General features: G+C 71.3%; 25 protein-coding genes. 18 read left to right on the top strand and 7 right to left on the bottom strand.

Annotated elements, in window-relative coordinates:
* Window positions 1-47: 47 nt before the first annotated feature.
* The 5 genes from OG574_RS21100 to OG574_RS21080 all read left to right on the top strand — a co-directional run bounded on the left by OG574_RS21100 (window position 48) and on the right by OG574_RS21080 (window position 4934).
* Window positions 48-1499: an NAD(P)H-hydrate dehydratase gene (locus OG574_RS21100; protein WP_326774510.1), complete on the top strand. Its 1452-nt coding sequence runs from the start codon at window positions 48-50 to the stop codon at window positions 1497-1499.
* A 250-nt stretch (window positions 1500-1749) separates the two neighbouring features.
* A complete protein-coding gene (gene alr, locus OG574_RS21095) occupies window positions 1750-2910 on the top strand; it encodes an alanine racemase (protein ID WP_326774509.1) in 1161 nt (386 codons plus the stop codon).
* Entirely contained in the window at window positions 2882-4108 is a 1227-nt protein-coding gene (locus tag OG574_RS21090; protein WP_442816930.1) for an alpha/beta fold hydrolase, read from the top strand. The genes alr and OG574_RS21090 overlap by 29 nt, the downstream gene beginning before the upstream one ends.
* Window positions 4080-4595, top strand: a complete 516-nt coding sequence (gene tsaE / locus OG574_RS21085) for a tRNA (adenosine(37)-N6)-threonylcarbamoyltransferase complex ATPase subunit type 1 TsaE (protein WP_326774507.1) — start codon at window positions 4080-4082, stop codon at window positions 4593-4595. The genes OG574_RS21090 and tsaE overlap by 29 nt, the downstream gene beginning before the upstream one ends.
* A 135-nt stretch (window positions 4596-4730) precedes the next feature.
* On the top strand, window positions 4731-4934 hold the full coding sequence (locus tag OG574_RS21080) for a hypothetical protein (protein ID WP_326774506.1): 204 nt from the start codon (window positions 4731-4733) through the stop codon (window positions 4932-4934).
* Window positions 4935-4969: 35 nt separating this feature from the next.
* Here OG574_RS21080 and OG574_RS21075 read toward each other — a convergent pair whose 3' ends face one another.
* Window positions 4970-5524 (bottom strand): hypothetical protein, encoded by a 555-nt coding sequence (locus tag OG574_RS21075; protein WP_326774505.1) that lies wholly within the window; start codon window positions 5522-5524, stop codon window positions 4970-4972.
* A 108-nt stretch (window positions 5525-5632) separates the two neighbouring features.
* Between OG574_RS21075 and tsaB the strand changes: the two genes are divergently transcribed.
* From tsaB to OG574_RS21050, 5 genes are all read left to right on the top strand, one after another.
* Complete coding sequence (tsaB, locus tag OG574_RS21070; RefSeq protein ID WP_326774504.1) at window positions 5633-6286, top strand: tRNA (adenosine(37)-N6)-threonylcarbamoyltransferase complex dimerization subunit type 1 TsaB; 654 nt, start codon at window positions 5633-5635, stop codon at window positions 6284-6286.
* A 17-nt stretch (window positions 6287-6303) separates the two neighbouring features.
* On the top strand, window positions 6304-6807 hold the full coding sequence (gene rimI / locus OG574_RS21065) for a ribosomal protein S18-alanine N-acetyltransferase (RefSeq protein ID WP_100594968.1): 504 nt from the start codon (window positions 6304-6306) through the stop codon (window positions 6805-6807).
* Window positions 6800-7897, top strand: coding sequence for a tRNA (adenosine(37)-N6)-threonylcarbamoyltransferase complex transferase subunit TsaD (gene tsaD, locus OG574_RS21060; protein WP_326774503.1), 1098 nt, complete (start codon window positions 6800-6802; stop codon window positions 7895-7897). The genes rimI and tsaD overlap by 8 nt, the downstream gene beginning before the upstream one ends.
* Window positions 7894-8151 carry a hypothetical protein gene (locus OG574_RS21055; protein WP_326774502.1) on the top strand — a complete coding sequence of 86 codons (258 nt, stop codon included), beginning with the start codon at window positions 7894-7896 and terminating at the stop codon, window positions 8149-8151. The genes tsaD and OG574_RS21055 overlap by 4 nt, the downstream gene beginning before the upstream one ends.
* Window positions 8152-8281: 130 nt before the next feature.
* Entirely contained in the window at window positions 8282-9268 is a 987-nt protein-coding gene (locus OG574_RS21050) for an LCP family protein (RefSeq protein ID WP_326778566.1), read from the top strand.
* Window positions 9269-9272: 4 nt separating this feature from the next.
* Here the strand turns inward: OG574_RS21050 and OG574_RS21045 are convergent, their stop codons facing one another.
* The gene (locus tag OG574_RS21045) at window positions 9273-9869 is read right to left on the bottom strand and encodes a class I SAM-dependent methyltransferase (RefSeq protein WP_326774501.1); all 597 of its coding nucleotides are present in this window, start codon (window positions 9867-9869) and stop codon (window positions 9273-9275) included.
* Between the two features lie 182 nt (window positions 9870-10051).
* Between OG574_RS21045 and OG574_RS21040 the strand changes: the two genes are divergently transcribed.
* Window positions 10052-10408 (top strand): YciI family protein, encoded by a 357-nt coding sequence (locus OG574_RS21040; protein WP_100594848.1) that lies wholly within the window; start codon window positions 10052-10054, stop codon window positions 10406-10408.
* 63 nt (window positions 10409-10471) lie between these two features.
* Entirely contained in the window at window positions 10472-11737 is a 1266-nt protein-coding gene (locus tag OG574_RS21035; RefSeq protein ID WP_326774500.1) for an RNA polymerase sigma factor, read from the top strand.
* Here the strand turns inward: OG574_RS21035 and OG574_RS21030 are convergent.
* A complete protein-coding gene (locus OG574_RS21030; protein ID WP_326774499.1) occupies window positions 11734-12966 on the bottom strand; it encodes a class I SAM-dependent methyltransferase in 1233 nt (410 codons plus the stop codon). The two genes, OG574_RS21035 and OG574_RS21030, sit on opposite strands and share 4 nt — an antisense overlap.
* 124 nt (window positions 12967-13090) lie before the next feature.
* Between OG574_RS21030 and OG574_RS21025 the strand changes: the two genes are divergently transcribed.
* The 4 genes from OG574_RS21025 (at window position 13091) to groL (ending at window position 17251) form a co-directional block, all read left to right on the top strand.
* On the top strand, window positions 13091-13999 hold the full coding sequence (locus OG574_RS21025; protein WP_326774498.1) for a polysaccharide deacetylase family protein: 909 nt from the start codon (window positions 13091-13093) through the stop codon (window positions 13997-13999).
* 5 nt (window positions 14000-14004) lie between these two features.
* Entirely contained in the window at window positions 14005-14976 is a 972-nt protein-coding gene (locus tag OG574_RS21020) for a polysaccharide deacetylase family protein (RefSeq protein ID WP_442816929.1), read from the top strand.
* Between the two features lie 236 nt (window positions 14977-15212).
* Complete coding sequence (gene groES / locus OG574_RS21015) at window positions 15213-15521, top strand: co-chaperone GroES (RefSeq protein ID WP_073810087.1); 309 nt, start codon at window positions 15213-15215, stop codon at window positions 15519-15521.
* 110 nt (window positions 15522-15631) lie between these two features.
* A complete protein-coding gene (gene groL / locus OG574_RS21010) occupies window positions 15632-17251 on the top strand; it encodes a chaperonin GroEL (protein WP_326774496.1) in 1620 nt (539 codons plus the stop codon).
* Between the two features lie 115 nt (window positions 17252-17366).
* Here groL and OG574_RS21005 read toward each other — a convergent pair whose 3' ends face one another.
* From OG574_RS21005 to OG574_RS20995, 3 genes are all read right to left on the bottom strand, one after another.
* Window positions 17367-18074 carry an ester cyclase gene (locus tag OG574_RS21005; protein WP_326774494.1) on the bottom strand — a complete coding sequence of 236 codons (708 nt, stop codon included), beginning with the start codon at window positions 18072-18074 and terminating at the stop codon, window positions 17367-17369.
* 135 nt (window positions 18075-18209) lie between these two features.
* Window positions 18210-18983: an SDR family NAD(P)-dependent oxidoreductase gene (locus OG574_RS21000; RefSeq protein ID WP_100594843.1), complete on the bottom strand. Its 774-nt coding sequence runs from the start codon at window positions 18981-18983 to the stop codon at window positions 18210-18212.
* A 176-nt stretch (window positions 18984-19159) separates the two neighbouring features.
* Window positions 19160-19858 carry an MOSC domain-containing protein gene (locus OG574_RS20995; protein ID WP_326774493.1) on the bottom strand — a complete coding sequence of 233 codons (699 nt, stop codon included), beginning with the start codon at window positions 19856-19858 and terminating at the stop codon, window positions 19160-19162.
* A gap of 80 nt (window positions 19859-19938) precedes the next feature.
* Between OG574_RS20995 and OG574_RS20990 the strand changes: the two genes are divergently transcribed.
* The gene (locus OG574_RS20990; RefSeq protein WP_326774492.1) at window positions 19939-20889 is read left to right on the top strand and encodes a LysR family transcriptional regulator; all 951 of its coding nucleotides are present in this window, start codon (window positions 19939-19941) and stop codon (window positions 20887-20889) included.
* Window positions 20890-20971: 82 nt separating this feature from the next.
* On the opposite strand, the gene OG574_RS20985 is transcribed toward OG574_RS20990, so the two are convergent.
* Window positions 20972-21310, bottom strand: a complete 339-nt coding sequence (locus OG574_RS20985) for a WhiB family transcriptional regulator (RefSeq protein ID WP_100594840.1) — start codon at window positions 21308-21310, stop codon at window positions 20972-20974.
* A 382-nt stretch (window positions 21311-21692) separates the two neighbouring features.
* On the opposite strand from OG574_RS20985, the gene OG574_RS20980 reads away from it, so the two are divergent.
* A complete protein-coding gene (locus OG574_RS20980) occupies window positions 21693-22304 on the top strand; it encodes a response regulator transcription factor (protein ID WP_003948568.1) in 612 nt (203 codons plus the stop codon).
* The last annotated feature ends 186 nt before the right edge of the window (window positions 22305-22490 follow it).

The raw sequence follows: 22490 nt of genomic DNA, 5'->3' as shown, positions 1-22490 counted from the left end.
GTGTGCGCTTCGCGCGCGGGGTTCTTCTTTGCGGGAGACTCGGTTTCATGCGTACTGCCTACAGCGTGGACACCGTACGGACCGCCGAGCGTGCCCTCATGGCGCGGCTTCCCGAAGGCGCCCTGATGCAGCGCGCCGCCGCCGGGCTCGCCGTCGTCTGCGCCGAGCTCCTCGGCAAGGTGTACGGGGCCCGGGTCGTGCTCCTCGTCGGGTCCGGGGACAACGGGGGTGACGCCCTCTACGCCGGTGCCCGGCTTGCCCGTCGTGGCGCCGGGGTTGCCGCCGTCCTGCTGGACTCCGAGCGGGTGCACCGTGCCGGGCTTGCCGCCTTCCTTTCCGCCGGGGGGCGCGTCGCCGACAGCTTTGAGCGGGTTCTTGCCGGGGCCGATCTCGTTGTCGACGGGATCGTGGGCATTGGGGGGCGGGGTGGGCTTCGTGCGGGTGCTCTTCCTGTTGTCCGTGCTGCCCTGGATTCTCGTGCCGTTGTCGTTTCTGTGGATCTGCCCAGCGGCGTCGACGCCGATACGGGGCAGGTCGACGGGGAGGCCGTCCGCGCCGATGTGACCGTCACCTTCGGTGCGTACAAGCCTGGGCTTCTTGTTGATCCCGGGCGGGAGTACGCCGGTGCCGTTCGTCTTGTCGACATTGGGCTTGAACCGGTTCCCGGCGAGGGGGATCTGGAGGCCCTTCAGCACGATGACGTGGCCCGGCTGTTGCCTGAGCCCACCGGTGAGAGCGACAAGTACCGGCGCGGTGTCGTGGGCATCGTCGCCGGGTCCGCCCGGTATCCCGGCGCCGCCGTGCTTGCCGTGGCCGGGGCCTTGCGGGGTGGGGCCGGGGCCGTTCGGTACGTCGGGCCTGCGGCCGGCGCCGTCGTCTCCCGGTTCCCGGAGACTCTGGTGTCCGAGGGCGCGCCCAGGAAGGCGGGGCGCGTGCAGGCGTGGGTGGCCGGGCCCGGCCTCGGTGATGACGCGTCCGGGCTCGCGGATGTCGTGGGGGCCGATGTGCCCGTTCTGATCGACGCCGATGGGCTGAGGCTCGCCGATCCTGAGGCCGTTCGGGGGCGGGGCGCGCCTACTTTGCTTACGCCTCATGCGGGGGAGGCCGCCGCGTTGTTGGGGGTTTCCCGGGAGGAGGTGGAGGCGGAACGGCTTGCCGCTGTGCGGGAGTTGGCCGGTCGGTTCTCCGCGACCGTTCTTCTGAAGGGGTCCACGACCCTGGTTGCCGGGGGTGGGGGTTCCGCCGGGGGCGGAGGGCGGTTGGTGCGGGTCAATTCCACTGGTACCGCGTGGCTGGCCACCGCCGGCAGCGGTGACGTTCTGTCCGGGCTCGCCGGGTCGCTGCTTGCCGCTGGGCTCGGGGCTCTCGATGCCGGGTCTGTGGGGGCCTATCTGCATGGGCTTGCCGCTCGGCGGGTGTCCGGTGGGGCGCCTGTTGTTGCTCAGGATGTGGCGGGTGGGATTGCTGGGGCCTGGGGGGATGTTCGGCGCGGCTTCTAGGGCGGGGGCTCGGGCTGGGTCGGGCTTGGCTCGGTGGGCTTGCGCTTCGCTCCGTGAGGGCGCTTCGCCGTCTTTGGGGCGGGGCCGCCCCGGGGGCCCCGCCCCGTCTGGGCCGTCGGGCGGGTGGCGGGCGGTCTTGGGTTCTTCGCTGTGAGGTGGCCGGCGGCCTGGTGATTTGAGTGGGTGTGGGGGGTTTGGGGAGTGGTGGTCACGTGGGGGTGTCAGAGGGCTCTGAGACACTGGGCGCACGATGACTGAGAGAGCACCTGCCGTGGGCCGTGCCCGGGCCGAGATCGATCTGGCCGCTCTGCGGGCCAATGTGCGGTCCCTGCGCGATCGTGCGCCCGGGGCCGAGTTCATGGCTGTGGTCAAGGCTGATGCCTACGGCCACGGCATGATTCCCTGCGCGCGCGCCGCGCGGGAGGCCGGTGCCACCTGGATCGGTACGGCCACGCCCGAGGAGGCCCTCGCGGTGCGTGCCGCGGGGATCGAGGGGCGCGTCATGTGCTGGCTGTGGACGCCCGGCGGGCCCTGGCGCGAGGGCATCGAGGCCGATCTCGACATGTCCGTGAGCGGTATGTGGGCTCTGGACGAGGTTGTTGCTGCGGCTCGGGTGGTGGGGCGTCCCGCTCGTATTCAGTTGAAGGCCGATACGGGGCTCGGACGTAATGGGTGTCTGCCTGGTGACTGGCCCGAGCTCGTGCGGTCTGCCGTTGCCGCGGAGCGCGAGGGGCTTGTTGCCGTTTCCGGGCTCTGGTCCCATTTCGCTTGTGCCGATGAGCCGGGGCATCCGTCGATCGCCGCTCAGTTGGATCGATTTCGCGAGATGGTCTCCTTCGCGGAGGGGGCCGGGGTTCGGCCCGAGGTCCGGCACATCGCGAATTCGCCGGGGACTCTGACTCTGCCCGAGACCCATTTCGATCTGGTGCGGCCCGGCATCGCCATGTACGGGATCTCGCCCAGCCCCGAGATCGGCACCCCCGAGGACTTCGGGCTGCGGCCCGTCATGACCCTGTCGGCCTCGCTCGCCCTGGTGAAGCACGCCCCGGGCGGGCTCGGCGTCAGTTACGGGCATCACTACGTCACCCCGGGCGAGACCACCCTGGGGCTTGTCCCCCTCGGGTACGGGGACGGGATTCCCCGGCATGCCTCGGGGACCGGGCCCGTACTCGTCGGGGGCAAGTTGCGGACCGTCGCCGGACGCGTCGCCATGGACCAGTTCGTCGTCGATCTCGGCGGCGACGAGCTGAGGGCCGGGGACGAGGCCGTGCTGTTCGGGCCCGGCGACCGGGGCGAGCCGACCGCCGAGGACTGGGCGCAGGCCGCCGGCACCATCGCGTACGAGATCGTCACCCGGATCGGGGCGCGTGTTCCGCGCGTCTATGTGGACGGAGGAGCGGCACGTGGGTGAGAGCAGCGCCGAGGCCGCGGCGGGTGTCGCGAGCTGGCGGGTCGCCGGGCTCGCCGGCGCCGCGATAGGCGTCGTCGCGGCCGGTGCCGCGGCCGGTGTCGCCGTCGAGCGGCTCACCGTCGGCCGCGGCATGCGCAGGAAGGCGCGGCTCGCGCTGGATGCCTCCGGCCCGTTCGGGTCCCTGCGCGGCACCCCCGGCAAGGCCTACGCCGGGGACGGCACCGAGCTCTATTACGAGGTCGAGGAAGTGGAGTCCGAGGGCGGTGCCGCACCTCGCAGACTCCGGCTTTTCGGTCGCAAGGCGCCCGCGCCGGTCACCGTGGTATTCAGTCACGGGTACTGCCTCAACCAGGACTCCTGGCATTTCCAGCGTGCCGCCCTGCGGGGCGTGGTGCGTTCCGTCTACTGGGATCAGCGCAGCCACGGGCGGTCGGGGCGCGGGGTCGAGCAGGCCGACGGCGGGCCCGACGTCACCATCGACCAGCTCGGGCGCGACCTGAAGGCCGTCATCGACGCAGCCGCCCCCGAAGGGCCGCTCGTCCTCGTCGGGCACTCCATGGGCGGCATGACCGTGATGGCGTTCGCCGACCAGTTTCCCGAGCTCGTGGCCGAGCGCGTCGTCGGCGTCGCTCTCGTCGGGACCTCCTCCGGCAGGCTCGGCGAGGTCAGCTACGGGCTGCCCGTGGTCGGCGTCAACGCCGTGCGGCGCGTGCTCCCCGGCGTCCTGAAGATTCTGGGCCAGCGCGCCGACCTGGTGGAGAAGGGGCGCCGCGCCACCGCCGACCTGTTCGCCGGCATCATCAAGCGCTACTCGTTCGCCTCCCGTGACGTCGATCCCGCCGTCGCCCGCTTCGCCGAGCGCATGATCGAGAGCACGCCGATCGACGTCGTCGCCGAGTTCTACCCCGCCTTTCAGGAGCACGAGAAGAGCGAGGCCATCGAGCGGTTCGCGCAGCTCCCCGTACTCGTCCTGGCCGGCGACCAGGATCTCGTCACCCCCAGTGAGCACAGCGAGGCCATCGCCGGGCTGCTGCCCGACGCCGAGCTGGTGCTCGTGCCCGACGCCGGGCACCTGGTGATGCTGGAGCACCCCGAGGCCGTCACCGACCGGCTGGCCGACCTCCTCGCGCGCACGGGAGCCGTTCCCGCAGGGGCTACCGTGGGAAGTTATGGAGACACCGCACAGCCCGGCAGCTGACGCCGCCACCGCCTCGATCACCGTCAACTCGCCCGTCCACATGGGGGACTTGGGCCGTCGCCTGGCCAAGCTGCTGCGCCCTGGCGACCTCGTGATGCTCACCGGCGAGCTGGGCGCGGGCAAGACCACGCTGACCCGCGGGCTCGGCGAGGGCCTCGGTGTGCGGGGCGCCGTGACCTCTCCGACCTTCGTCATCGCCCGCGTCCACCCGCCGCTCGGCGACGGGCCCGCCCTGGTGCACGTGGACGCGTACCGGCTCGGGGGCGGACTCGACGAGATGGAGGACCTCGACCTCGACGTCTCGCTGACCGACTCCGTGATCGTCGTCGAGTGGGGCGACGGCAAGGTGGAGGACCTCGCCGACGACCGGCTCCATGTCGTCATCCACCGCGCCACGGGCGACACCGACGACGAGGTGCGCTCGGTGACGTTGCGTGGCCTCGGGGCGCGCTGGGCCGGCGCGGGCCTGGAGGCTCTGGCCGCCTGACTCTCGTACCTTCACCCGAACGTTCCGACATGGCGTCGGCAAAATGTTGCGCGGCGCGCGCTCCGCGTGGTCACATGGATACCAGTCCTGGTTAGGTCTACCTAACTTTGCTGCCCCGGAGCCCAGGAGGCATCCATGTCGGCTTCAGAACGTGACGTGCCGCAGCAGCCCCGTGTGGCGCCGGGGCACGGGGACATGTCCGGGATCTCCGCCTCGGGGCTGTCCATGAGCGATCTGCTCGCGTCCTGCGCCGCCGCGTCCGCCATCTCCACTCCGCCCGTTGAGCAGGGGGAGGGCAGGGGGGAGGAAGCCGGTGATGAGCGGCGTGATGCCGCGTGAGCGTTTCTGTGGCGTGGGTCAGGTGACGGAGGGTCCTACTGGACCACGACGATCTTCTTGCCGATCGTCGCGAACTCCCACATCGCGTCGCCGTCCGCCCGCCTCTCGCGGATGCCGCCCGTCTTCTTGGCCGGGTCCGGTGCCGGCATCGAGCCGTCGACCGCGGCGCTGAAGCCGATCGTGATGCCGTCGACATTCGCGAACCGCACCACGTGCTCGATCGGTACGCCGTCGCTGCCGGTGATCGCAGCCGAACGCGACGTCACCAGGTACTTCCCGGCCGGCGGGTTCACGGTGCTCGGCGTCACCTTGAAGGTGCGCTGCGCCTTGCCGCCCTCCGCGATCAGCCACACCCGGTCGTCGCTCACGGAGTAGACGACCCGCTCACCGGTGCCGGACTGCTCGGGTACCTCCGTCCGGTCCTTCTTCTCCTCGGGGGAGTGGGACGCGGCCGTGGAAGGGGATTCCGCGGTCTCCGGCGGGGCCAGGCTGTCCGGCGCGCTGGCCGACGCCTGGTAGGTGAGGAAGCCGACCACGGCGAGCGCCGCCGCGGTGAGCCCGGCCACGAATCCCGAGCTGCTCCGTGCCACCTGTGTGCCCACCTCTCCTGCCCGTACGTCTTTGTGGTGACGGTAGCAGCAGGCGTGCGGCTCACCGGGGCGGCCGTGGGCGGGGCGCCGGAGCCGTAGGCTGTTTGTGTGCTGCTGCTCGCGCTGGATACCGCCACCCCCGCCGTCACCGTCGCCCTGCACGACGGCTCCTCCGTCGTCGCCGCATCGAGCCAGGTGGACGCCCGTCGGCACGGGGAACTGCTGCTGCCCGCCGTCGACCGGGTACTCGCCGAGGCCGGCGTCAGACTCGACGCCGTCACCGGCATCGTCGTCGGCGTGGGCCCCGGGCCCTACACCGGCCTCCGCGTCGGCCTGATGACCGCCGACACCTTCGGCCTCGCGCTCGGTGTGCCCGTCCACGGTCTGTGCACGCTGGACGCGCTCGCGTACGGCGCGGAGTTCGACGGGCCCTTCGTCGTCGCCACGGACGCGCGGCGCAAGGAGGTGTACTGGGCGCGCTACGAGGATCCGCGCACCCGGGTCACCGAGCCCGCCGTCGACCGCCCCGCCGACATCGCCGAGCAGGTCGCGGGCCTTCCCGCGGTCGGTGCCGGTGCCGTGCTGTACCCGGACACGTTCCCGGACGCGCGCGCCCCCGAGAACGTGTCGGCGGCCGCCCTCGCCTCGCTCGCCGCCGAGAAGCTCGCCGCCGGCGAGGAGCTCGACGCGCCGCGACCCCTGTATCTGCGCCGGCCCGACGCGCAGGTGCCCAAGAACTACAAGGTGGTCACCCCGAAGTGAGCGCGGCTCTGCGCGAGATGCGCTGGTGGGACATCGAATCCGTGCACGCGCTCGAGAAGGATCTCTTCCCGGACGACGCGTGGTCCCGCGGCATGTTCTGGTCCGAGCTCGCGCACGCGCGCGGCGCCGGGTCGACCCGCCGTTATGTCGTCGCCCACGACGGCGACCGTCTCGTCGGGTACGCGGGCCTCGCCGCGTCCGGCACGGACTACGAAGGCGGCTCCGGCGTGGGGGCCGACGTGCAGACCATCGCCGTCGCCCGTGACCAGTGGGGCACCGGGCTCGGCGCCCGGCTCCTCACCGTCCTGCTGCGCCACGCGACCGACTTCGAGTGCTCCGAGGTGACGCTCGAGGTGCGGGTCGACAACACCCGGGCGCAGAAGCTCTACCAGCGCTTCGGCTTCGAGCCCATCGGCTTCCGCCGCGGCTACTACCAGCCGGGCAACGTGGACGCGCTCGTGATGCGTCTGACCGACCCCTCGACCTCCGTGACACCCGTACAAGGAACCGAAAATGGCTGACGAACCGCTCGTCCTCGGCATCGAGACCTCCTGCGACGAGACCGGTGTCGGCATCGTCCGCGGCCACACGCTGCTCGCCGACGCGGTCGCCTCCAGCGTCGACGAGCACGCCCGCTTCGGCGGCGTCGTCCCCGAGGTCGCCTCGCGCGCGCACCTGGAAGCCATGGTGCCGACCATCGAGCGCGCCCTGAAGGACGCCGGGGTCGCCGCCTCCGACCTGGACGGGATCTCCGTCACCGCGGGCCCGGGGCTCGCGGGCGCGCTCCTCGTGGGCGTCTCGGCGGCCAAGGCGTTCGCGTACGCGCTCGGCAAGCCGCTCTACGGCGTGAACCACCTCGCCTCGCACATCTGCGTGGACCAGCTGGAGCACGGGCCGCTGCCCGAGCCCACGATGGCGCTGCTCGTCTCCGGCGGGCACTCGTCGCTGCTGCTCTCCTCCGACATCACGTCCGACGTGCGGCCCCTCGGCGCGACCATCGACGACGCGGCGGGCGAGGCCTTCGACAAGATCGCCCGGGTGCTGAACCTCGGCTTCCCCGGCGGTCCCGTCATCGACCGGTACGCGAAGGAGGGCGACCCGAACGCGATCACCTTCCCGCGCGGGCTCACCGGGCCGCGTGACCCCGCGTACGACTTCTCCTTCTCCGGCCTGAAGACGTCCGTCGCGCGCTGGATCGAGGCGAAGCGCGCCGCCGGTGAGGACGTTCCGGTCCGGGATGTGTCGGCGTCCTTCCAGGAGGCCGTCGTCGACGTGCTGACCCGCAAGGCCGTGCGCGCCTGCAAGGACGAGGGCGTCGACCACCTGATGATCGGCGGCGGTGTGGCCGCCAACTCGCGGCTGCGGGCCCTGGCCCAGGAGCGGTGCGAGGCCGCCGGGATCAGGCTGCGCGTGCCGCGGCCCAAGCTGTGCACGGACAACGGCGCGATGGTCGCGGCCCTCGGCGCCGAGATGGTGGCGCGCAACCGGTCCGCGTCCGCCTGGGACCTGTCGGCCGACTCGTCGCTGCCGGTGACGGAGACGCACGTGCCGGGGCACACGCACGACCACGACCATGTGCACGAGGTCGCGAAGGACAACCTGTACTCATGACCGTCGCGTTGATGTGGGAGGCCCGGGCGGCCGAGGGGCGGGGCGAGGAGCTGCTCGCCTGGGCGCGGGGGCAGGTCCTCGCGGCCGAGCCGCTGCGGCGCGAGTTCTTCCGTGCCCCGCAGGACCGGGTCCTCGTCATCACCTGGTGGGACGCGGCGTACGATGCCGAGCTGCCCGAACTGCCCGACCCTGAGGGCGAGTTGGTGACCCGGACGGTGCATCGGTGGCGGTTCGAGGCGGTCGCTCCCGCCTGAGGTGGCATCGTCCCGGGGCGTGAGAACCGTCTGAGATTCCCGAATAACGGCGCCTAACTGGTTTACCGTTGTAATAATTCCGACTTATGTTCGCCCTGTGAAGCGAATACAGCGCCGTCGTGGGCGTTTGGTGAAGACGGCCGGTGTCGTGGCCGGTTGCGTGCTCGTCCTCACCGGGGGCGGGGCCGCATGGGCGTACTGGCATCTGGACCACAACATCCGGGGCGTCGACATCGACAGCGCGCTCGGCGACGACCGGCCCCCGAAGCGGGCACCGGCCACGCCGGAGCCCTCGGCGACCGCGCCGCCCGCCGGGGCGCTGAACATCCTCGTCCTCGGCTCCGACTCGCGCAGCGGCCGCAAGAACTCCGCGCTCGGCGGCGGCCACAGCGAGGGCGCCCGCTCGGACACCGCGATGGTCGTCCATCTCGCCGCCGGCCGCTCGTCGGCGACCGTCGTCAGCATCCCCCGCGACACTCTCGTCGAGCGGCCCGCGTGCCCGGCCTCGTCCGGCGGCACCACGCAGGCCACGTACGGTGCCATGTTCAACAGCGCTTACTCCGTGGGCGGTCCCGTCTGTGCCGTGAAGACGGTGGAGAAGCTCACCGGCGTCCGCATGGACCACTATCTGGAGATCGACTTCTCCGGCTTCGCGTCGGTCGTGGACGCGCTCGGCGGCGTGGATGTCACGACGACCGCGGACATCGATGACGATCTGAGCCACCTCCAGCTCGACGCGGGCTACCACCACCTCGACGGCAAGCAGGCCCTCGCCTTCGCCCGCACCCGGCACGGCGTCGGCGACGGCAGCGACCTCGGCCGCATCAAACTCCAGCAGCAGCTGGTCAAGGCGCTGGTGGAGAAGGTCTCGGAGAGCGATCTCCTGACGAACCCGGCCCGCCTCTACAAGGTCGCCGACGCCCTCACCGGAAGCCTCACCACGGACACCGGCCTCGACTCCCTCGGCGAACTCCAGGCCCTGGCGGGCAGCTTGAAGGGGCTGTCGGCCGATGAGGTGAAGACAGTGATGATGCCGGTGCTCCCGGCGCCGTCCGACCCCAACCGTGTCGTCGCAAACGAGCCGGAGGCCGGAAAGCTGTGGGCCTCGCTCCGGTGACGCGTCAGGCGTTGTACGTCAACAGGTAGCGCCAGAGCAGGAGTTGACGTACCCGGCTGCCGGGGAGGAGGTGGGTGGCCTCGGTGCGGATGTCGGTGAGTGTCATGTCGGGCCGGCGCACGGGTGCCCGGAGGAGTGGCCGCGGGGCGCCGCGCAGCCGGTCGGCCACGTGGACCGCGGCGCGGGCCGCCGCGTTCGCGGGGACGGCCACGAGGTCGCGGGGCGTCCTGCCCGCGTAGCAGCCGAGGACGAGCAGCGCGCCGCCGGGAGCGAGGGCGGCGCGCAGCCGCGTCACCGTCGCGAACGGCATGTGGTGCAGGCTCGCCAGGCAGGTGATGACGTCGTAGTGCCCCTCGGGCAGATCCGTCGCCGTCACGTCCGCCCGGCGGTAGCGCGGCCCGCCGCCCATGGCCTGCGCCTCGGCGATGACCTCGGCCGAGGTGTCGAGCGCGTCGACCTGGTAGCCACGGCCCGCCAGGCGCCGCGCGAAGCGGCCGGTGCCGCAGCCGATGTCGAGGGCGCGGCGGCCCTCCTTGCGGCCTTCGTTCGGCAGCTGGCGCAGGAGGAGCCGGTGGTAGTGGTCGTTGTGGTCGAAGGGCATGGGGCGTGATGGTGGCAGGGGGGCGGTAAGGCGCGGGTGAGGGGAGGGCTGGGGGGTTGCCGGGGAGGGGCCGGAAAACTTCCCGAAGAAATTTCCGCGAGCGTGTCGATCCGCCCTGATCCCGTTCGACGCGTAGACGAGAGCGGGGAGAAGCCCCGACCGCACCGAACGAGGAGTCCGCCATGCCGCGCTACATGACCTTGGTCCGTATCGACGAGAGCAAGGCCCCTGCCGAGGGCCCCAGCGAGGCTCTGATGCAGCGCATGGGCGAGCTGATCGAGGAGATGACCAAGGCCGGCGTGCTGCTCGACACCGGGGGCCTCCACCCGTCGTCCGAGGGCACCCGCGTGCACTACGAGAACGGCGAGATCACCGTCACCGACGGGCCCTTCACCGAGTCCAAGGAAGTCATCGGCGGCTACGCGATCATCCAGGCCAAGGACCGGGCCGAGATCCTGGAGTGGACCAAGCGCTTCCTGAAGGTGCACGAGGAGCACTGGACGGTCACCTCCGAGATCCGGGAGATCGCCGAGGGCTGAGGGCTGAGCCACGCCGGACAGGCCCTTGGCCGCCGTACGGCCGGGGGTGTCTGATGGTGGGCCGTGACAGCAGAACGTACTGCCGAAGCGGCCCACGCCATCGAGACCGTCTTCCGTCTGGAGGCGCCCCGCATCATCGCCGGCGTCACGCGCATCGTCCGGGACGTGGGCATAGCGGAGGAACTCGCGCAGGACGCGCTGGTCGCGGCCCTGGAGCAGTGGCCGGGCGAGGGGGTTCCCGACAACCCGGGCGCGTGGCTCATGGCCACCGCCAAGCACCGGGCGATCGACCTCGTGCGCCGCAAGGAGCGGTACGCGCGCAAGCTGGCGGAGGTCGGCCGTGACCTGGAGGCCGCGCCGCCCCACCTGGACGAGCCCGCGGACCCGGACGACATCGACGACGACCTGCTCCGCCTCGTCTTCACGGCCTGCCACCCGGTCCTGTCCGCCGAGGCCCGGGTCGCGCTCACGCTGCGCCTGCTCGGCGGCCTGACCACGGCCGAGATCGCCCGCGCGGTCCTGGCCCCCGAGGCGACGGTCGCCCAGCGCATCGTGCGTGCGAAACGCACCCTCGCCACGAAGAACGTCGCCTTCGAAGTGCCCTACGGCCCCGAGCGGGCGGCCCGCCTCGGCTCGGTCCTCGAGGTCATCTACCTCATCTTCAACGAGGGGTACGCGGCCACGGCGGGCGACGACTATCTGCGCCCCGGCCTGTGCGAGGACGCGCTGCGGCTCGCCCGGCTCCTGGCCGGTCTGATGCCGAAGGAGCCGGAAGTGCACGGCCTGGCCTCCCTGCTGGAGCTCCAGGCCTCGCGCTCGGCCGCCCGTACGGGCCCTTCGGGCGAGCCCGTCCTGCTCAGGGACCAGGACCGTACGCGCTGGAACCAGCTCCTGATCCGGCGCGGGTTCGCCGCGCTCGGCCGCGCGGACGCGGTGTCCACGGGCGGCGTCCCCGGCCCGTACGCCCTCCAGGCCGCGATCGCCGCCAGCCACGCGCACGCCCACACGTACGCGGAGACGAACTGGCAGGGGATCGCGACTCTGTACGGGCTGCTCGCCGCCAGGGCGCCGTCACCCGTCGTCGAGCTGAACCGGGCGGTGGCGGTGTCCATGGCCGAGGGCCCCGCGGCCGGCCTCGCCCTGGTGGACGCCCTGGCCGATGAACCGGCGCTGCGCGACTACCACTTGCTGCCGAGCGTGCGCGGGGACCTGCTTGAGCGGCTCGGGCGGTACGAGGAGGCACGGGCCGAGTTCGAGCGGGCCGCTTCGCTGACCCGTAACGAGCGGGAGCGGGGGCTGCTGCTGGCTCGGGCGGAGGGGTGTCGTTAGGGCGTCGCTCCGCGCCGGGTGGCGGCGGGTTCACCCGTGGCCGCCTGCGCGGGCGCCCCCAGCAGCATCGTCGGGGCGCCCGCGACGCGGGTCAGGAAGACCGTCAGCGCGTTCGGGCCGTGCCGCTTCGGCAGCGCCTTGCGGCGCAGCTCCTCCGGCTCCACCGCCGACCCCCGCTTCTTCACCGTCAGGATCCCGACCTCGCGCTCCCGCAGCAGCGCCTTCAACTTCTTTACGTTGAAAGGGAGTTGGTCCGTGATCTCGTACGCGGTGGCGTACGGCGTCGCGTGCAGCGTGTCGGACGTGACGTAGGCGATCGTCTCGTCGATCAGCCCGCCCGCCACCTCCTCGGCCACGTCGGCGACCAGGTGGGCGCGGATGACGGCGCCGTCGGGCTCGTACAAGTACCGTCCCACGGGCCGCACTTCGGGGTCGGGGAGGCCGCTGCCGATGAGTGCGCGCGGCCCGGGGAGCAGCGTCGCCCGCATGCGGCCCGGCTCGGTGCCGAACCAGAGCACGGCCTCCTTCACGTCCCCGCCGTCCGAGATCCACTCGGCGTCGGCCGCATCGGGGATCGCCTCGTGGGGGATGCCGGGCGCGATCTTCAGGGCCGCGTGCCGGGCCCCGAGCGCCGCGCCGACCGCCCAGGACAGGGGCGGGGAGTACGCCTCCGGGTCGAAGATCCGGCCGCCCCCCTTGCCGCCGCCCCGGCGCGCGGGGTCGACGAACACCGCGTCGTACGGCTCCGTGTCGACCTGGGTGACATCGGCCTCGCGGACCTCGATCAGCCCGTCGAGGCCCAGAGCCTGAGCGTTCGCCCGGGCGACTTCGCAGGTCAGGGGGTCGTGGTCGACGGCGAGTACGGAGATCCCGGCGTGGGCCAGGGCGATCGCGTCGCCGCCGATGCCGCAGCACAGATCGGCGACGGAGCGCACCCCGAGCGCCTTGAACTCCTGCGCGCGGTGGGTGGCGACGCTCGTGCGGGTCGCCTGCTCGACGCCGTTCGCCGTGAAGTACATGCGGCTCGCGTCCGCCTCGCCGAACTTGGCCGCGGCGCGCTGTCGCAGCCGGGCCTGGGCGATGGCCGCCGAGACGAGTTCCGCCGGGTGGTCGCGGCGCAGCCGGGTGGCGACGGCGAGCTCCTGGCCGGGGGTGATGTCCCGTACGTCGTCGAGGAGCGCCTGGCCCTCCGCGGAGAGCAGTGAGCTGAAGGAGGCGAGGTCGTTCACCAGGCCCATTGTGGGCCAGTCGGTGGACGGTGCGCGCCCGGCCGCGGTGTCGGGCCCTGATCAGCGCCGTGAGCTGTGAGGATTCGGCGCCATGCGACTTGTACGACAAAACGACAAAAGGGCCATGAAGGGGACGCTGGGCCGAGGGGTCCGGCACGGCCGTACGCGGGCCTGCATCGCTGTGCTCGCCGCCTGCGCGGTCGCCTCCGGGTGCGCCGCGCCCGTCGGCGCTGAGGCCGTCCGGCCGGCGCCCGGCCAGCAGCCCCTCCACGGGCCGCCCGGCGGCCGCGCCCTCGACTCCTACGCGGGCAAGCTGGGCGCCGCCCGGGTCGCGATGGCCAAGAAGTGGCGCCTCGCCGAGCCGCCGCTCCTCGCGCCGCCCCCGCCCGCCGACAAGCCGGTGATCAGGGCCCGCAAGGGCTTCGAGGTCCGCGGCCAGGAGGACCTGCCGCCCGTCTTCACGACCGTGCCCACCAAGGACAAGGTCGTGTTCCTCACCATCGACGACGGCTCCGAGAAGGACCCGGCGTTCCTGAAGATGATGAGCGACCTGAAGATCCCGTACACCGCCTTCCTCAGCAACTACCTGGTGGAGGACAACTACGACTACTTCAGGAAGATGCAGTCCCGCGGCGTCACCCTGAACAACCACACGCTGACGCACCCTTACCTGCCCGGGCTGTCCTACGCGGAGCAGAAGCGCGAGATCTGCGGCATGCAGAACATCATGGAGGAGGAGTACGGCAAGCGGTCCGTCCTCTTCCGCCCGCCCTACGGCAACTACAACCGGGACACGCTGCGCGCGGCCAAGTCCTGCGGGATCAAGTACGCGCCGATCTGGAACGAAGAGATGTTCGTCGACCACGTCGAGTGGCGCGAGGTGGACCAGGACCTCCACCCCGGCGACATCATCCTGAGCCACTTCCGCGGCCGCGGGGAGTGGAAGGGCACCATGCCCGACATGGTCCGCCGGCTCATGAAGTACGTCACCGACAAGGGGTACGCGGTGGCCCGGCTGGAGGACTACCTGTGAGGTCCGTGCGGGCGCGACGGGCCCCCGCGCGCACCTGGCCGCGGCGACTGCTGGCCGCCGCCCTGGCCGCCGGTGTCCTCGCACCCGCGCTGCTCACCGGGTGCGCCCCGTCCGTGGACCCGATCGAGCGGCTCAGCAGGAAAGCGGCCGAGAAGGTCCGCCACTCGCGCCACCCGGAACCGACGGCCACACCGGCCGTCGGTGTGGGGCGCGGGTCGTCCTGGGGCGCGCTCGGCGCCGGGGAGGCGGCTGGGGGGCCTGGTCACGCCGCGCCTCTCCACTCCCCTCAGGGCGGCGTCACTCCGGACGCCTATCGCCGCTGGGGGCTCTCCGCGCCGCTCGCCCCGGCGCCGAGACCTCCGGCACGCCACGCGGCCGGCCGGGGCTCGCACACACTCCCGCCCGTCGTGGACCGCGTCCGGACCAAGGACCGCGTCGTCTTCCTGACCTTCGACGACGGCGTGGACCGCGACCCGCACTTCGCTGACATGGTCCGGGACCTGAGGCTGCCCGTCAGCGTCTTCCTCACGGACGGCGTCGCGGGCCCCGGCCACGACCGCTTCGGCACGCTGCGGGCCCTCGGCGCGGGTGTGCAGAACCAGACCCTGAACCACCACTTTCTGCGCTCGCTCCCGTACGCCGAGCAGCACGCCGAGATCTGCGGCCAGCAGGACCGGCTGAAGAACCCGTTCGGCACCCGCCCCCGCCTCTTCCGCCCGCCCTTCGGCGAGTACGACCAGGACACCTTGCGCGCGGCCGCCACTTGCGGGGTCGACGCCGTCGTCCTGTGGCGCGCCTCGACGCGGGGCGAGGACCTGAGTGACGGGGACCGGCTGCGTCCCGGCGACATCGTCCGGGCCCGGCTCGCTGACCGTGCCGGGCCGCACGGCGCGACGCTCACCGGGACGACGGTGCGGCTGCTGCGCCGTATCCAGGCCCAGGGGTTCACGGTGGGGAGGCTCGAGAACTACCTGTGAGGGATGGGCCGGAGGGGCTGTGGCGGACGCGCCGGAGGGGCCGTGCGGAGGACTCGCCCTCACTGAATTGGCACTCCGCTTGACCGAGTGCTAATCGCAGTCATAGTCTCGGCCCTGGCACTCCCCACTGGAGAGTGCCAATAGCGACGGGCAGGTCCGGCACCCGCGACGACGGATCCACCTGGTCGCCACCTCAGACAGTTAACCCCGTGATCTCCGAAGGGGGAGGTCGGATCGTGACGACCACCAGCTCCAAGGTTGCCATCAAGCCGCTCGAGGACCGCATTGTGGTCCAGCCGCTCGACGCCGAGCAGACCACCGCCTCTGGCCTGGTCATCCCGGACACCGCGAAGGAGAAGCCCCAGGAGGGCGTCGTCCTCGCCGTTGGTCCGGGTCGCTTCGAGAACGGCGAGCGCCTGCCGCTCGACGTGCAGACCGGCGACATCGTGCTGTACAGCAAGTACGGCGGCACCGAGGTGAAGTACAACGGCGAGGAGTACCTCGTCCTCTCGGCTCGCGACGTGCTCGCGATCGTCGAGAAGTAATTCACCCACTGTTTTAGTTCTGCGCCCCTGGCACCCCGCTACTCAGCTGCGACTCTTCTCAGCATGCCGGGCGTCGGGGGCGCAGTTCGTTCGAGAGGACTAACAGCTCCATGGCGAAGATCCTGAAGTTCGACGAGGACGCCCGTCGCGCCCTCGAGCGCGGCGTCAACAAGCTTGCCGACACGGTCAAGGTGACGATCGGCCCCAAGGGCCGCAACGTCGTCATCGACAAGAAGTTCGGCGCTCCCACCATCACCAACGACGGTGTCACGATCGCCCGCGAGGTCGAGCTCGACGACCCGTACGAGAACCTCGGCGCCCAGCTGGTGAAGGAGGTGGCGACCAAGACCAACGACATCGCGGGTGACGGCACCACCACCGCCACCGTGCTCGCCCAGGCCCTGGTCAAGGAAGGCCTGCGCAACGTCGCCGCCGGCGCTTCCCCGGCCGCCCTGAAGAAGGGCATCGACGCCGCGGTCAAGGCCGTGTCCGAGGAGCTCCTCGCGACCGCCCGCCCGATCGAGGACAAGGCCGACATCGCCGCTGTCGCCGGTCTGTCCGCCCAGGACTCGCAGGTCGGCGAGCTCATCGCCGAGGCGATGGACAAGGTCGGCAAGGACGGTGTCATCACCGTCGAGGAGTCCAACACCTTCGGGCTCGAGCTGGACTTCACCGAGGGCATGGCCTTCGACAAGGGCTACCTGTCTCCGTACTTCGTGACGGACCAGGAGCGCATGGAGGCCGTGCTCGAGGACCCGTACATCCTGATCAACCAGGGCAAGATCTCCTCCATCCAGGACATGCTGCCGCTGCTCGAGAAGGTCATCCAGGCCGGTGGCTCCAAGCCGCTCCTGATCATCGCCGAGGACGTCGAGGGCGAGGCCCTGTCGACCCTGGTCGTGAACAAGATCCGCGGCACGTTCAACGCCGTCGCCGTCAAGGCGCCCGGCTTCGGTGACCGCCGCAAGGCGATGCTCGGCGACATGGCCACCCTCACCGGTGCCACCGTCATCGCCGAGGAGGTCGGCCTCAAGCTCGACCAGGCCGGTCTGGACGTGCTCGGCACCGCCCGCCGCGTGACCATCACCAAGGACGACACCACGATCGTCGACGGTGGCGGAGTCAAGGGTGACGTCGAGGGCCGCGTCAACCAGATCAAGGCCGAGATCGAGAACACGGACTCCGACTGGGACCGCGAGAAGCTCCAGGAGCGCCTCGCGAAGCTCGCCGGCGGCGTGTGCGTGATCAAGGTCGGCGCCGCCACCGAGGTGGAGCTCAAGGAGAAGAAGCACCGTCTGGAGGACGCCATCTCCGCGACCCGCGCCGCGGTCGAGGAGGGCATCGTCTCCGGTGGTGGCTCCGCTCTGGTGCACGCCGTCAAGATCCTCGAGGGCAACCTCGACAAGACCGGCGACGAGGCCACCGGTGTCGCGGTCGTGCGCCGTGCCGCCGTCGAGCCGCTGCGCTGGATCGCCGAGAACGCCGGCCTCGAGGGCTACGTCATCACCTCGAAGGTCGCCGAGCTCGACAAGGGCCAGGGCTTCAACGCCGCGACCGGCGAGTACGGCGACCTGGTCAAGGCCGGCGTCATCGACCCGGTCAAGGTCACCCGCTCCGCCCTGGAGAACGCCGCGTCCATCGCTTCGCTGCTGCTCACGACCGAGACCCTGGTCGTCGAGAAGCCGGCGGAGGAGGAGCCCGAGGCCGGCGGTCACGGCCACTCCCACTAGTGCACTGAGCATCTAGTGCGGCGCCGGTCGCACTGGCGCCTGTTCGTACGAGGCCCGGTTCCGCGCTTGTCGCGGGGCCGGGCCTCGGCGTTGCACCCCGCGACACGGCCGCCGGTCAGCCCTCGAGTTCGTCGAGCGCGCCGAGCTGGGCCATCAGCCCCAGCCGGTCCTCGTGCCACCAGCCCTCGACGATCTTCCCGTCCTCCTGGAACCGGAAGATGGTCGCGCCGGTCATCGTGACCTGCTTGCCCGTCGCCGGGATCCCCATGAAGTTGCCGTTGTGCTCGGCGCTGAAGGTCCACCGCGTGCACACCCGGTCGCCTTCGGTGATCTGGTCGTCGACGGTGAACTCGAAGTCGAACCCGCCGCGGTACATCTCGATCTCGCGCCGCGTCGCATCGAGACCGATGGTGTCCGTCACGTTGCCGGGATCGTGGCCGTGGTAGTCCTCCGCGAGCAGGCCGTCGAGCGGCGGCAGTTCACCCTCGGTGGCGACCGTCTCGAAGAACCGGCGCGCGTTGCCCGCGTACAACTGCTCGTCCCGCACCACGTCCAGATCGGTGAAGGTGGGCATCTCGTCGCAGAGGGCGACCATTTGCCGGAAGATCGTGTCGGTCTCGGGAAGCTTCGAGGTCCGCATCGCCTCCTCGTACGACGGGAACTCGACGATCTCGATGAAGTGGGTGTCGTCGGACCGGTCCTTGCCGATGACGCTGTGTGTCGCGGTCCGTTTCCCCTGGGTCTTCTCCGCCCATGTGTCCATGAGCTGGTCCATCTCGTCGAATCGGCTGGTCTTGCAGTCGATGACCTGCACAAACGTCATGACGCCGCCTCCGGCCCCCCTGAGCCCCCTGCGTAAGGTCCGGACAGCCCTATCTTCCCACCGCCGTGTAACGAGCCGGCGGGATCGGGTTCGGGGCCGAGGCCCTCCCTGCCCCGGCCCCGAACCCGCCGCGCCTTACTGCGGCCCGTACTTGCGACCCGTCTTCGCCGTGACCCCGCCGAGCAGCCCGCGCGGCGCCAGCTTCACGACGCCCATCAGCGTCTTGTACCGCGGATCCGGGATCGACAGCGACTTGCCGCGCGCCAGGTCGGAGAGCGCCGCCGCCACCAGCTTGTCGGCGTCGAGCCACATCCACTTGGGGATGTTGTCGGTGCCCATCGCGGCCCGCTCGTGGAACTCCGTACGGACGAAGCCCGGGCAGAGCGCCATCAGCCGCACACCGCTGCCGGCCAGGTCCCGTGCCGCGCCCTGCGTGAACTGCACGACCCACGCCTTCGACGCGCCGTACGTCCCGCGCGGCACGAACGCCGCCACCGACGCCACGTTCACCACGCCGCCCCTGCCGCGCTCACGCATCGGCGCCACCGCGGCGGACGTGAGCCGCAGGACCGCCTCGCAGTGCACCTTCAGCATCGTCAACTCGTCGGCGAGCGGGACCTCCAGGTACTGGCCCTTGTTGCCGAAGCCCGCGTTGTTGACCAGCAGGTCCACCGGACGCTTGCGGTCGGTCAGCCGTGCCTCGACCGCGCCGATGCCCTCGTCGGTGGCGAGGTCCGCCGTGAGCACCTCGGCCTCGATGCCGTGCCGGTCGTGGAGCTCGGTGGCCTGCTCCCGCAGCCGCTTGGTGTCACGCGCCACCAGGACGAGGTCGTGGCCGTCCGCGGCGAGCCGGCGCGCGAACGCGGCACCGATCCCCGAGGTGGATCCCGTAATCAGAGCGGTAGTCATGGGGCCAGGCTAGGGGGCCCCGGCCATGATCCGCCGGACACCCCCGGTGACCGCCGTGGGCATGACCACGCTCGGGAGCCCCCGCACGTGGTCTGGCGAGTGTCGCGGCCGGCGTGCGGCCAGGCCCCAACCGCCGTGCGGACCAAGTCCGTTACCGCCACGCGGCCAGGCCCGCTCTACCCCTGCGTCGCGTCGCCCCCCGCGCCCCCGTCTCCGTACTTGGCCACGTACATACGAGCCGTCTCGACGGCCTCGGGGTCGAGCGCGTCCGCTGCGACGAGCAGCCGCGGCAGCAGCTCCCGCTCGGTCGTGACGGCGCGGAACTGGAAGGCGACGGTCACCTCGTGGTCGGGCCGGTGCACGATCTCGATCGTGTCGCCCGCCCGGATCGCGCCCGGCTCGATCACCCGCAGATACGCGCCCGGGGCGGCCCGCGCGGTGAAACGCTTGACCCACCCCTTCTCGCCGAGGTGGCCCTGGAACGTGCGGCAGGGGATCCGGCCGGAGGCGACCTCGAGGACCAGGTCGGAGCCGACGCGCCAGCGCTCGCCGATCTTCGCGCCCGTCACGTCGACACCCTCGGTCGTGAGGTTCTCGCCGAACGAGCCGTTGCGCAGGTCGCGGCCGAGCGTCCCCTGCCACTCGTCGAGGTCCTCGCGAGCGAAGGCGTAGACCGCCTGGTCGTCGCCGCCGTGATGGCGCATGTCGCACACGGCGTCCCCTTCGAGACCGCTTGCGCCGACCCCCTTGGGCCCGGGCGCCGCCACCCGGACGGGGCCCGGCACCGCCTGCTTGTCGATTCCGGTCACCCCCTCGGCCTGGTCGGTGTGCTCGCTGGCCTCGGGGCGACCCACATTCAGAGACAGAAGCTTCATGACGGCACGCTAAGCGACGTGGCGCCAAAGCGTCGACGCAATATTTCCCGCTGCATCCAAGGCTCCCTTATGCTTGAGGAATGATCGAGGCCCGTCACCTCCGTGTCCTGCGCGCCGTTGCCGCCACCGGCTCCTTCTCGGCGGCCGCCCGCGAGCTCGGCTGCACCCAGCCCGCGGTCAGCCAGCAGATGAAGGCCCTCGAATCCTCGGCGGGCACCCCGCTCCTCATCCGCACCGGCCGCGAAATGCGCCTCACCCAGGCGGGTGAAGCCCTGGTGCGGCACGCGGCGGGCATCCTGGCCGGGCTGACCGCGGCGGAGGAAGAGGTCGCTGCCATCGCGGGCCTGCGCGCCGGCCGAGTCCGCCTCGTCTCCTTCCCGAGCGGCAGCTCCACGCTCGTCCCCACTGCGCTGGCCGCCCTGCGCGCCGCGCACCCCGGCACCCGCGTCTCCCTCGTGGAGGCGGAGCCGCCGCGCTCGGTCGAGATGCTGCGCGAGGGCGACTGCGACGTGGCTCTGGCCTTCAGATACGAGGGGCGGCGCGAAGCGTCTCAGGACGAGGGCGGTCGTGGGAGACGGGTGGGAGAAGGGGCGCAGGCGGCGGAGGACTGGGACGACCTCGTCGTACGTCCGCTGCTGGCCGACCGTCTCGTCGGCCTGGTCCCTGAGGGGCACCGTCTCGCCAAGTCCGACGCGGTCTCCATCGGCGAGCTGGCCGACGAGCCCTGGATCGCGGGCTGCCCGCGCTGTCGCCGGCAGCTGGTGGAGGTCTGTGAGGGTGCGGGATTCACGCCGCGCATCGACTTCGCGACCGACGACTATCCGGCGGTGATCGGCCTGGTCGGCGCGGGCCTCGGTGTGGCGGTCCTGCCGGAACTCGCCATCGAATCCGTACGCCCCAAGGGTGCACGCACAGTGACGGTGGAGCCGGCTGTGCAGCGCGAGATCGTCGCCCTCACACTGCCCGACCTGGCCCAGGTGCCGGCCGTGGCAGCCACGCTCGACCACCTGGCGCGGGCCGCGGCCCGCTGATCGGGCCCTGACGAACCCGTGATCGGGCCCTGACAAGCCCGCGGGCACGCCACTGCGTGCCCACCGTGAAGAAACGTTTCCGTCAGTTGTTCACCACGGGCGGGGCGCCGCCCGCCGACGCCGGTGCGGCGGCGACGAGCCGGTTGCGGGCGCGGCCCATGAGCTCCTCGCGCTCGTCCTCGGTCAGCCCGCCCCACACGCCGTACGGCTCGCGCACCTGGAGCGCATGAGCAGCGCACTCCGCGCGCACCGGACACCTCATGCAAACCTCTTTGGCCGAGTTCTCGCGCGCGCTGCGCGCCGCTCCCCGCTCCCCCTCCGGATGGAAGAAGAGCGAGCTGTCCACCCCGCGGCAAGCCGCGAGGAGCTGCCAGTCCCATAGATCTGCGTTCGGTCCGGGAAGGCGGGAGAAATCTGCCATTGCTGTGTCCCCTTGTAGCCGTTCTGACGCGGATACGGTGCCCAAGAACCGTACATCTACTGTCTAAGGAGATGAAAATATGACTCATTACGAATCTAGCCTCAGACACCACTGAAAGTGAAGAAAAACGGCTAAATGGGGCATGCCTTGTGGCGAAACCTTGTGGGTCGCTTGCGCCGACTGCTCTGTATCCGGTCCCTCACGTAGAGTGCCGAAGCAGACCGCCGAACCCGTAACTCTTTCGGGTGACCGTCGTTGAGAGTGCGGAGGCGGTTGAAAGAACAAGCGCTCGGGCATGTGTCCGAGAGCGTCGACCGCACAGGTGACGATTCGTACCAGCCTGGAGGCCCAAGGTGACGCGCATCAGCTGCGGAGGACGGTCATGACATCCGTCCTCGTCTGCGACGACTCCCCGCTTGCCCGAGAAGCGCTCCGCCGCGCGGTCGCGACCGTCCCCGGCGTGGAGCGCGTGACGACCGCGGCCAACGGCGAGGAAGTACTCCGCCGCTGGGGCGCCGACCGCTCGGACCTGATTCTGATGGACGTACGCATGCCCGGTCTGGGTGGCGTCGAGACGGTCCGGCGGCTGCTGTCCGCCGATCCCGGTGCGCGCATCATCATGCTCACCGTGGCCGAGGACCTGGACGGTGTCGCGCTCGCCGTCGCGGCCGGTGCCCGCGGCTATCTGCACAAGGACGCCTCGCGCGCCGAACTGCGTGCCACGGTCACGCAGGCGCTCGCCGACCCGACGTGGCGGCTCGCGCCGCGCAGACTGCGGTCGGCCGAGATGGGTGCGGCGCCGACGCTCACGGCGCGTGAGATCCAGGTGCTCGAGGGCATGAGCCACGGCCGGTCCAACGCGGAGATCGGGCGCGAGCTCTTCCTCTCCGAGGACACGGTCAAGACGCACGCACGCCGCCTCTTCAAGAAGCTCGGCGCCTCGGACCGCGCGCACGCCGTGGCGCTCGGATTCCGCTGGGGCCTTGTCCGCTAAGGCCCACGATGCGCCGCCGCGGGGGCACAGCGATCCCCGTCCGCCCCAGGGCGGACGGGGCTGCGGACGGCCGCCGGTCCTCGTTTCGCCGGACATGCCGCATCCTTGAGTTGTGGAGTTCCTCAGGGGCGAGTCGGTCGAGCGGAAGGGGAGGGCGCACGAGATGAGTTCCGGCGCACCTACTCA

Source organism: Streptomyces sp. NBC_01445 (assembly GCF_035918235.1).
Taxonomy (GTDB): domain Bacteria; phylum Actinomycetota; class Actinomycetes; order Streptomycetales; family Streptomycetaceae; genus Streptomyces.
The sequence above is the reverse complement of the archived record's forward strand: the minus strand, read 5'-3'. Positions and strand labels throughout refer to the sequence as shown.

Excerpts from the sequence above, each read along its gene's own strand:
- OG574_RS21100 (WP_326774510.1), top strand. The coding sequence starts at position 48 with ATGCGTACTGCCTACAGCGTGGACACCGTACGGACCGCCGAGCGTGCC.
- alr (WP_326774509.1), top strand. The coding sequence starts at position 1,750 with ATGACTGAGAGAGCACCTGCCGTGGGCCGTGCCCGGGCCGAGATCGAT.
- OG574_RS21090 (WP_442816930.1), top strand. The coding sequence starts at position 2,882 with ATGTGGACGGAGGAGCGGCACGTGGGTGAGAGCAGCGCCGAGGCCGCG.
- tsaE (WP_326774507.1), top strand. The coding sequence starts at position 4,080 with ATGGAGACACCGCACAGCCCGGCAGCTGACGCCGCCACCGCCTCGATC.
- OG574_RS21080 (WP_326774506.1), top strand. The coding sequence starts at position 4,731 with ATGTCGGCTTCAGAACGTGACGTGCCGCAGCAGCCCCGTGTGGCGCCG.
- rimI (WP_100594968.1), top strand. The coding sequence starts at position 6,304 with ATGCGCTGGTGGGACATCGAATCCGTGCACGCGCTCGAGAAGGATCTC.
- tsaD (WP_326774503.1), top strand. The coding sequence starts at position 6,800 with ATGGCTGACGAACCGCTCGTCCTCGGCATCGAGACCTCCTGCGACGAG.
- OG574_RS21055 (WP_326774502.1), top strand. The coding sequence starts at position 7,894 with ATGACCGTCGCGTTGATGTGGGAGGCCCGGGCGGCCGAGGGGCGGGGC.
- OG574_RS21045 (WP_326774501.1), bottom strand. The coding sequence starts at position 9,869 with ATGCCCTTCGACCACAACGACCACTACCACCGGCTCCTCCTGCGCCAG.
- OG574_RS21040 (WP_100594848.1), top strand. The coding sequence starts at position 10,052 with ATGCCGCGCTACATGACCTTGGTCCGTATCGACGAGAGCAAGGCCCCT.
- OG574_RS21025 (WP_326774498.1), top strand. The coding sequence starts at position 13,091 with ATGAAGGGGACGCTGGGCCGAGGGGTCCGGCACGGCCGTACGCGGGCC.
- groL (WP_326774496.1), top strand. The coding sequence starts at position 15,632 with ATGGCGAAGATCCTGAAGTTCGACGAGGACGCCCGTCGCGCCCTCGAG.
- OG574_RS21005 (WP_326774494.1), bottom strand. The coding sequence starts at position 18,074 with ATGACGTTTGTGCAGGTCATCGACTGCAAGACCAGCCGATTCGACGAG.
- OG574_RS21000 (WP_100594843.1), bottom strand. The coding sequence starts at position 18,983 with ATGACTACCGCTCTGATTACGGGATCCACCTCGGGGATCGGTGCCGCG.
- OG574_RS20995 (WP_326774493.1), bottom strand. The coding sequence starts at position 19,858 with ATGAAGCTTCTGTCTCTGAATGTGGGTCGCCCCGAGGCCAGCGAGCAC.
- OG574_RS20990 (WP_326774492.1), top strand. The coding sequence starts at position 19,939 with ATGATCGAGGCCCGTCACCTCCGTGTCCTGCGCGCCGTTGCCGCCACC.
- OG574_RS20985 (WP_100594840.1), bottom strand. The coding sequence starts at position 21,310 with ATGGCAGATTTCTCCCGCCTTCCCGGACCGAACGCAGATCTATGGGAC.
- OG574_RS20980 (WP_003948568.1), top strand. The coding sequence starts at position 21,693 with ATGACATCCGTCCTCGTCTGCGACGACTCCCCGCTTGCCCGAGAAGCG.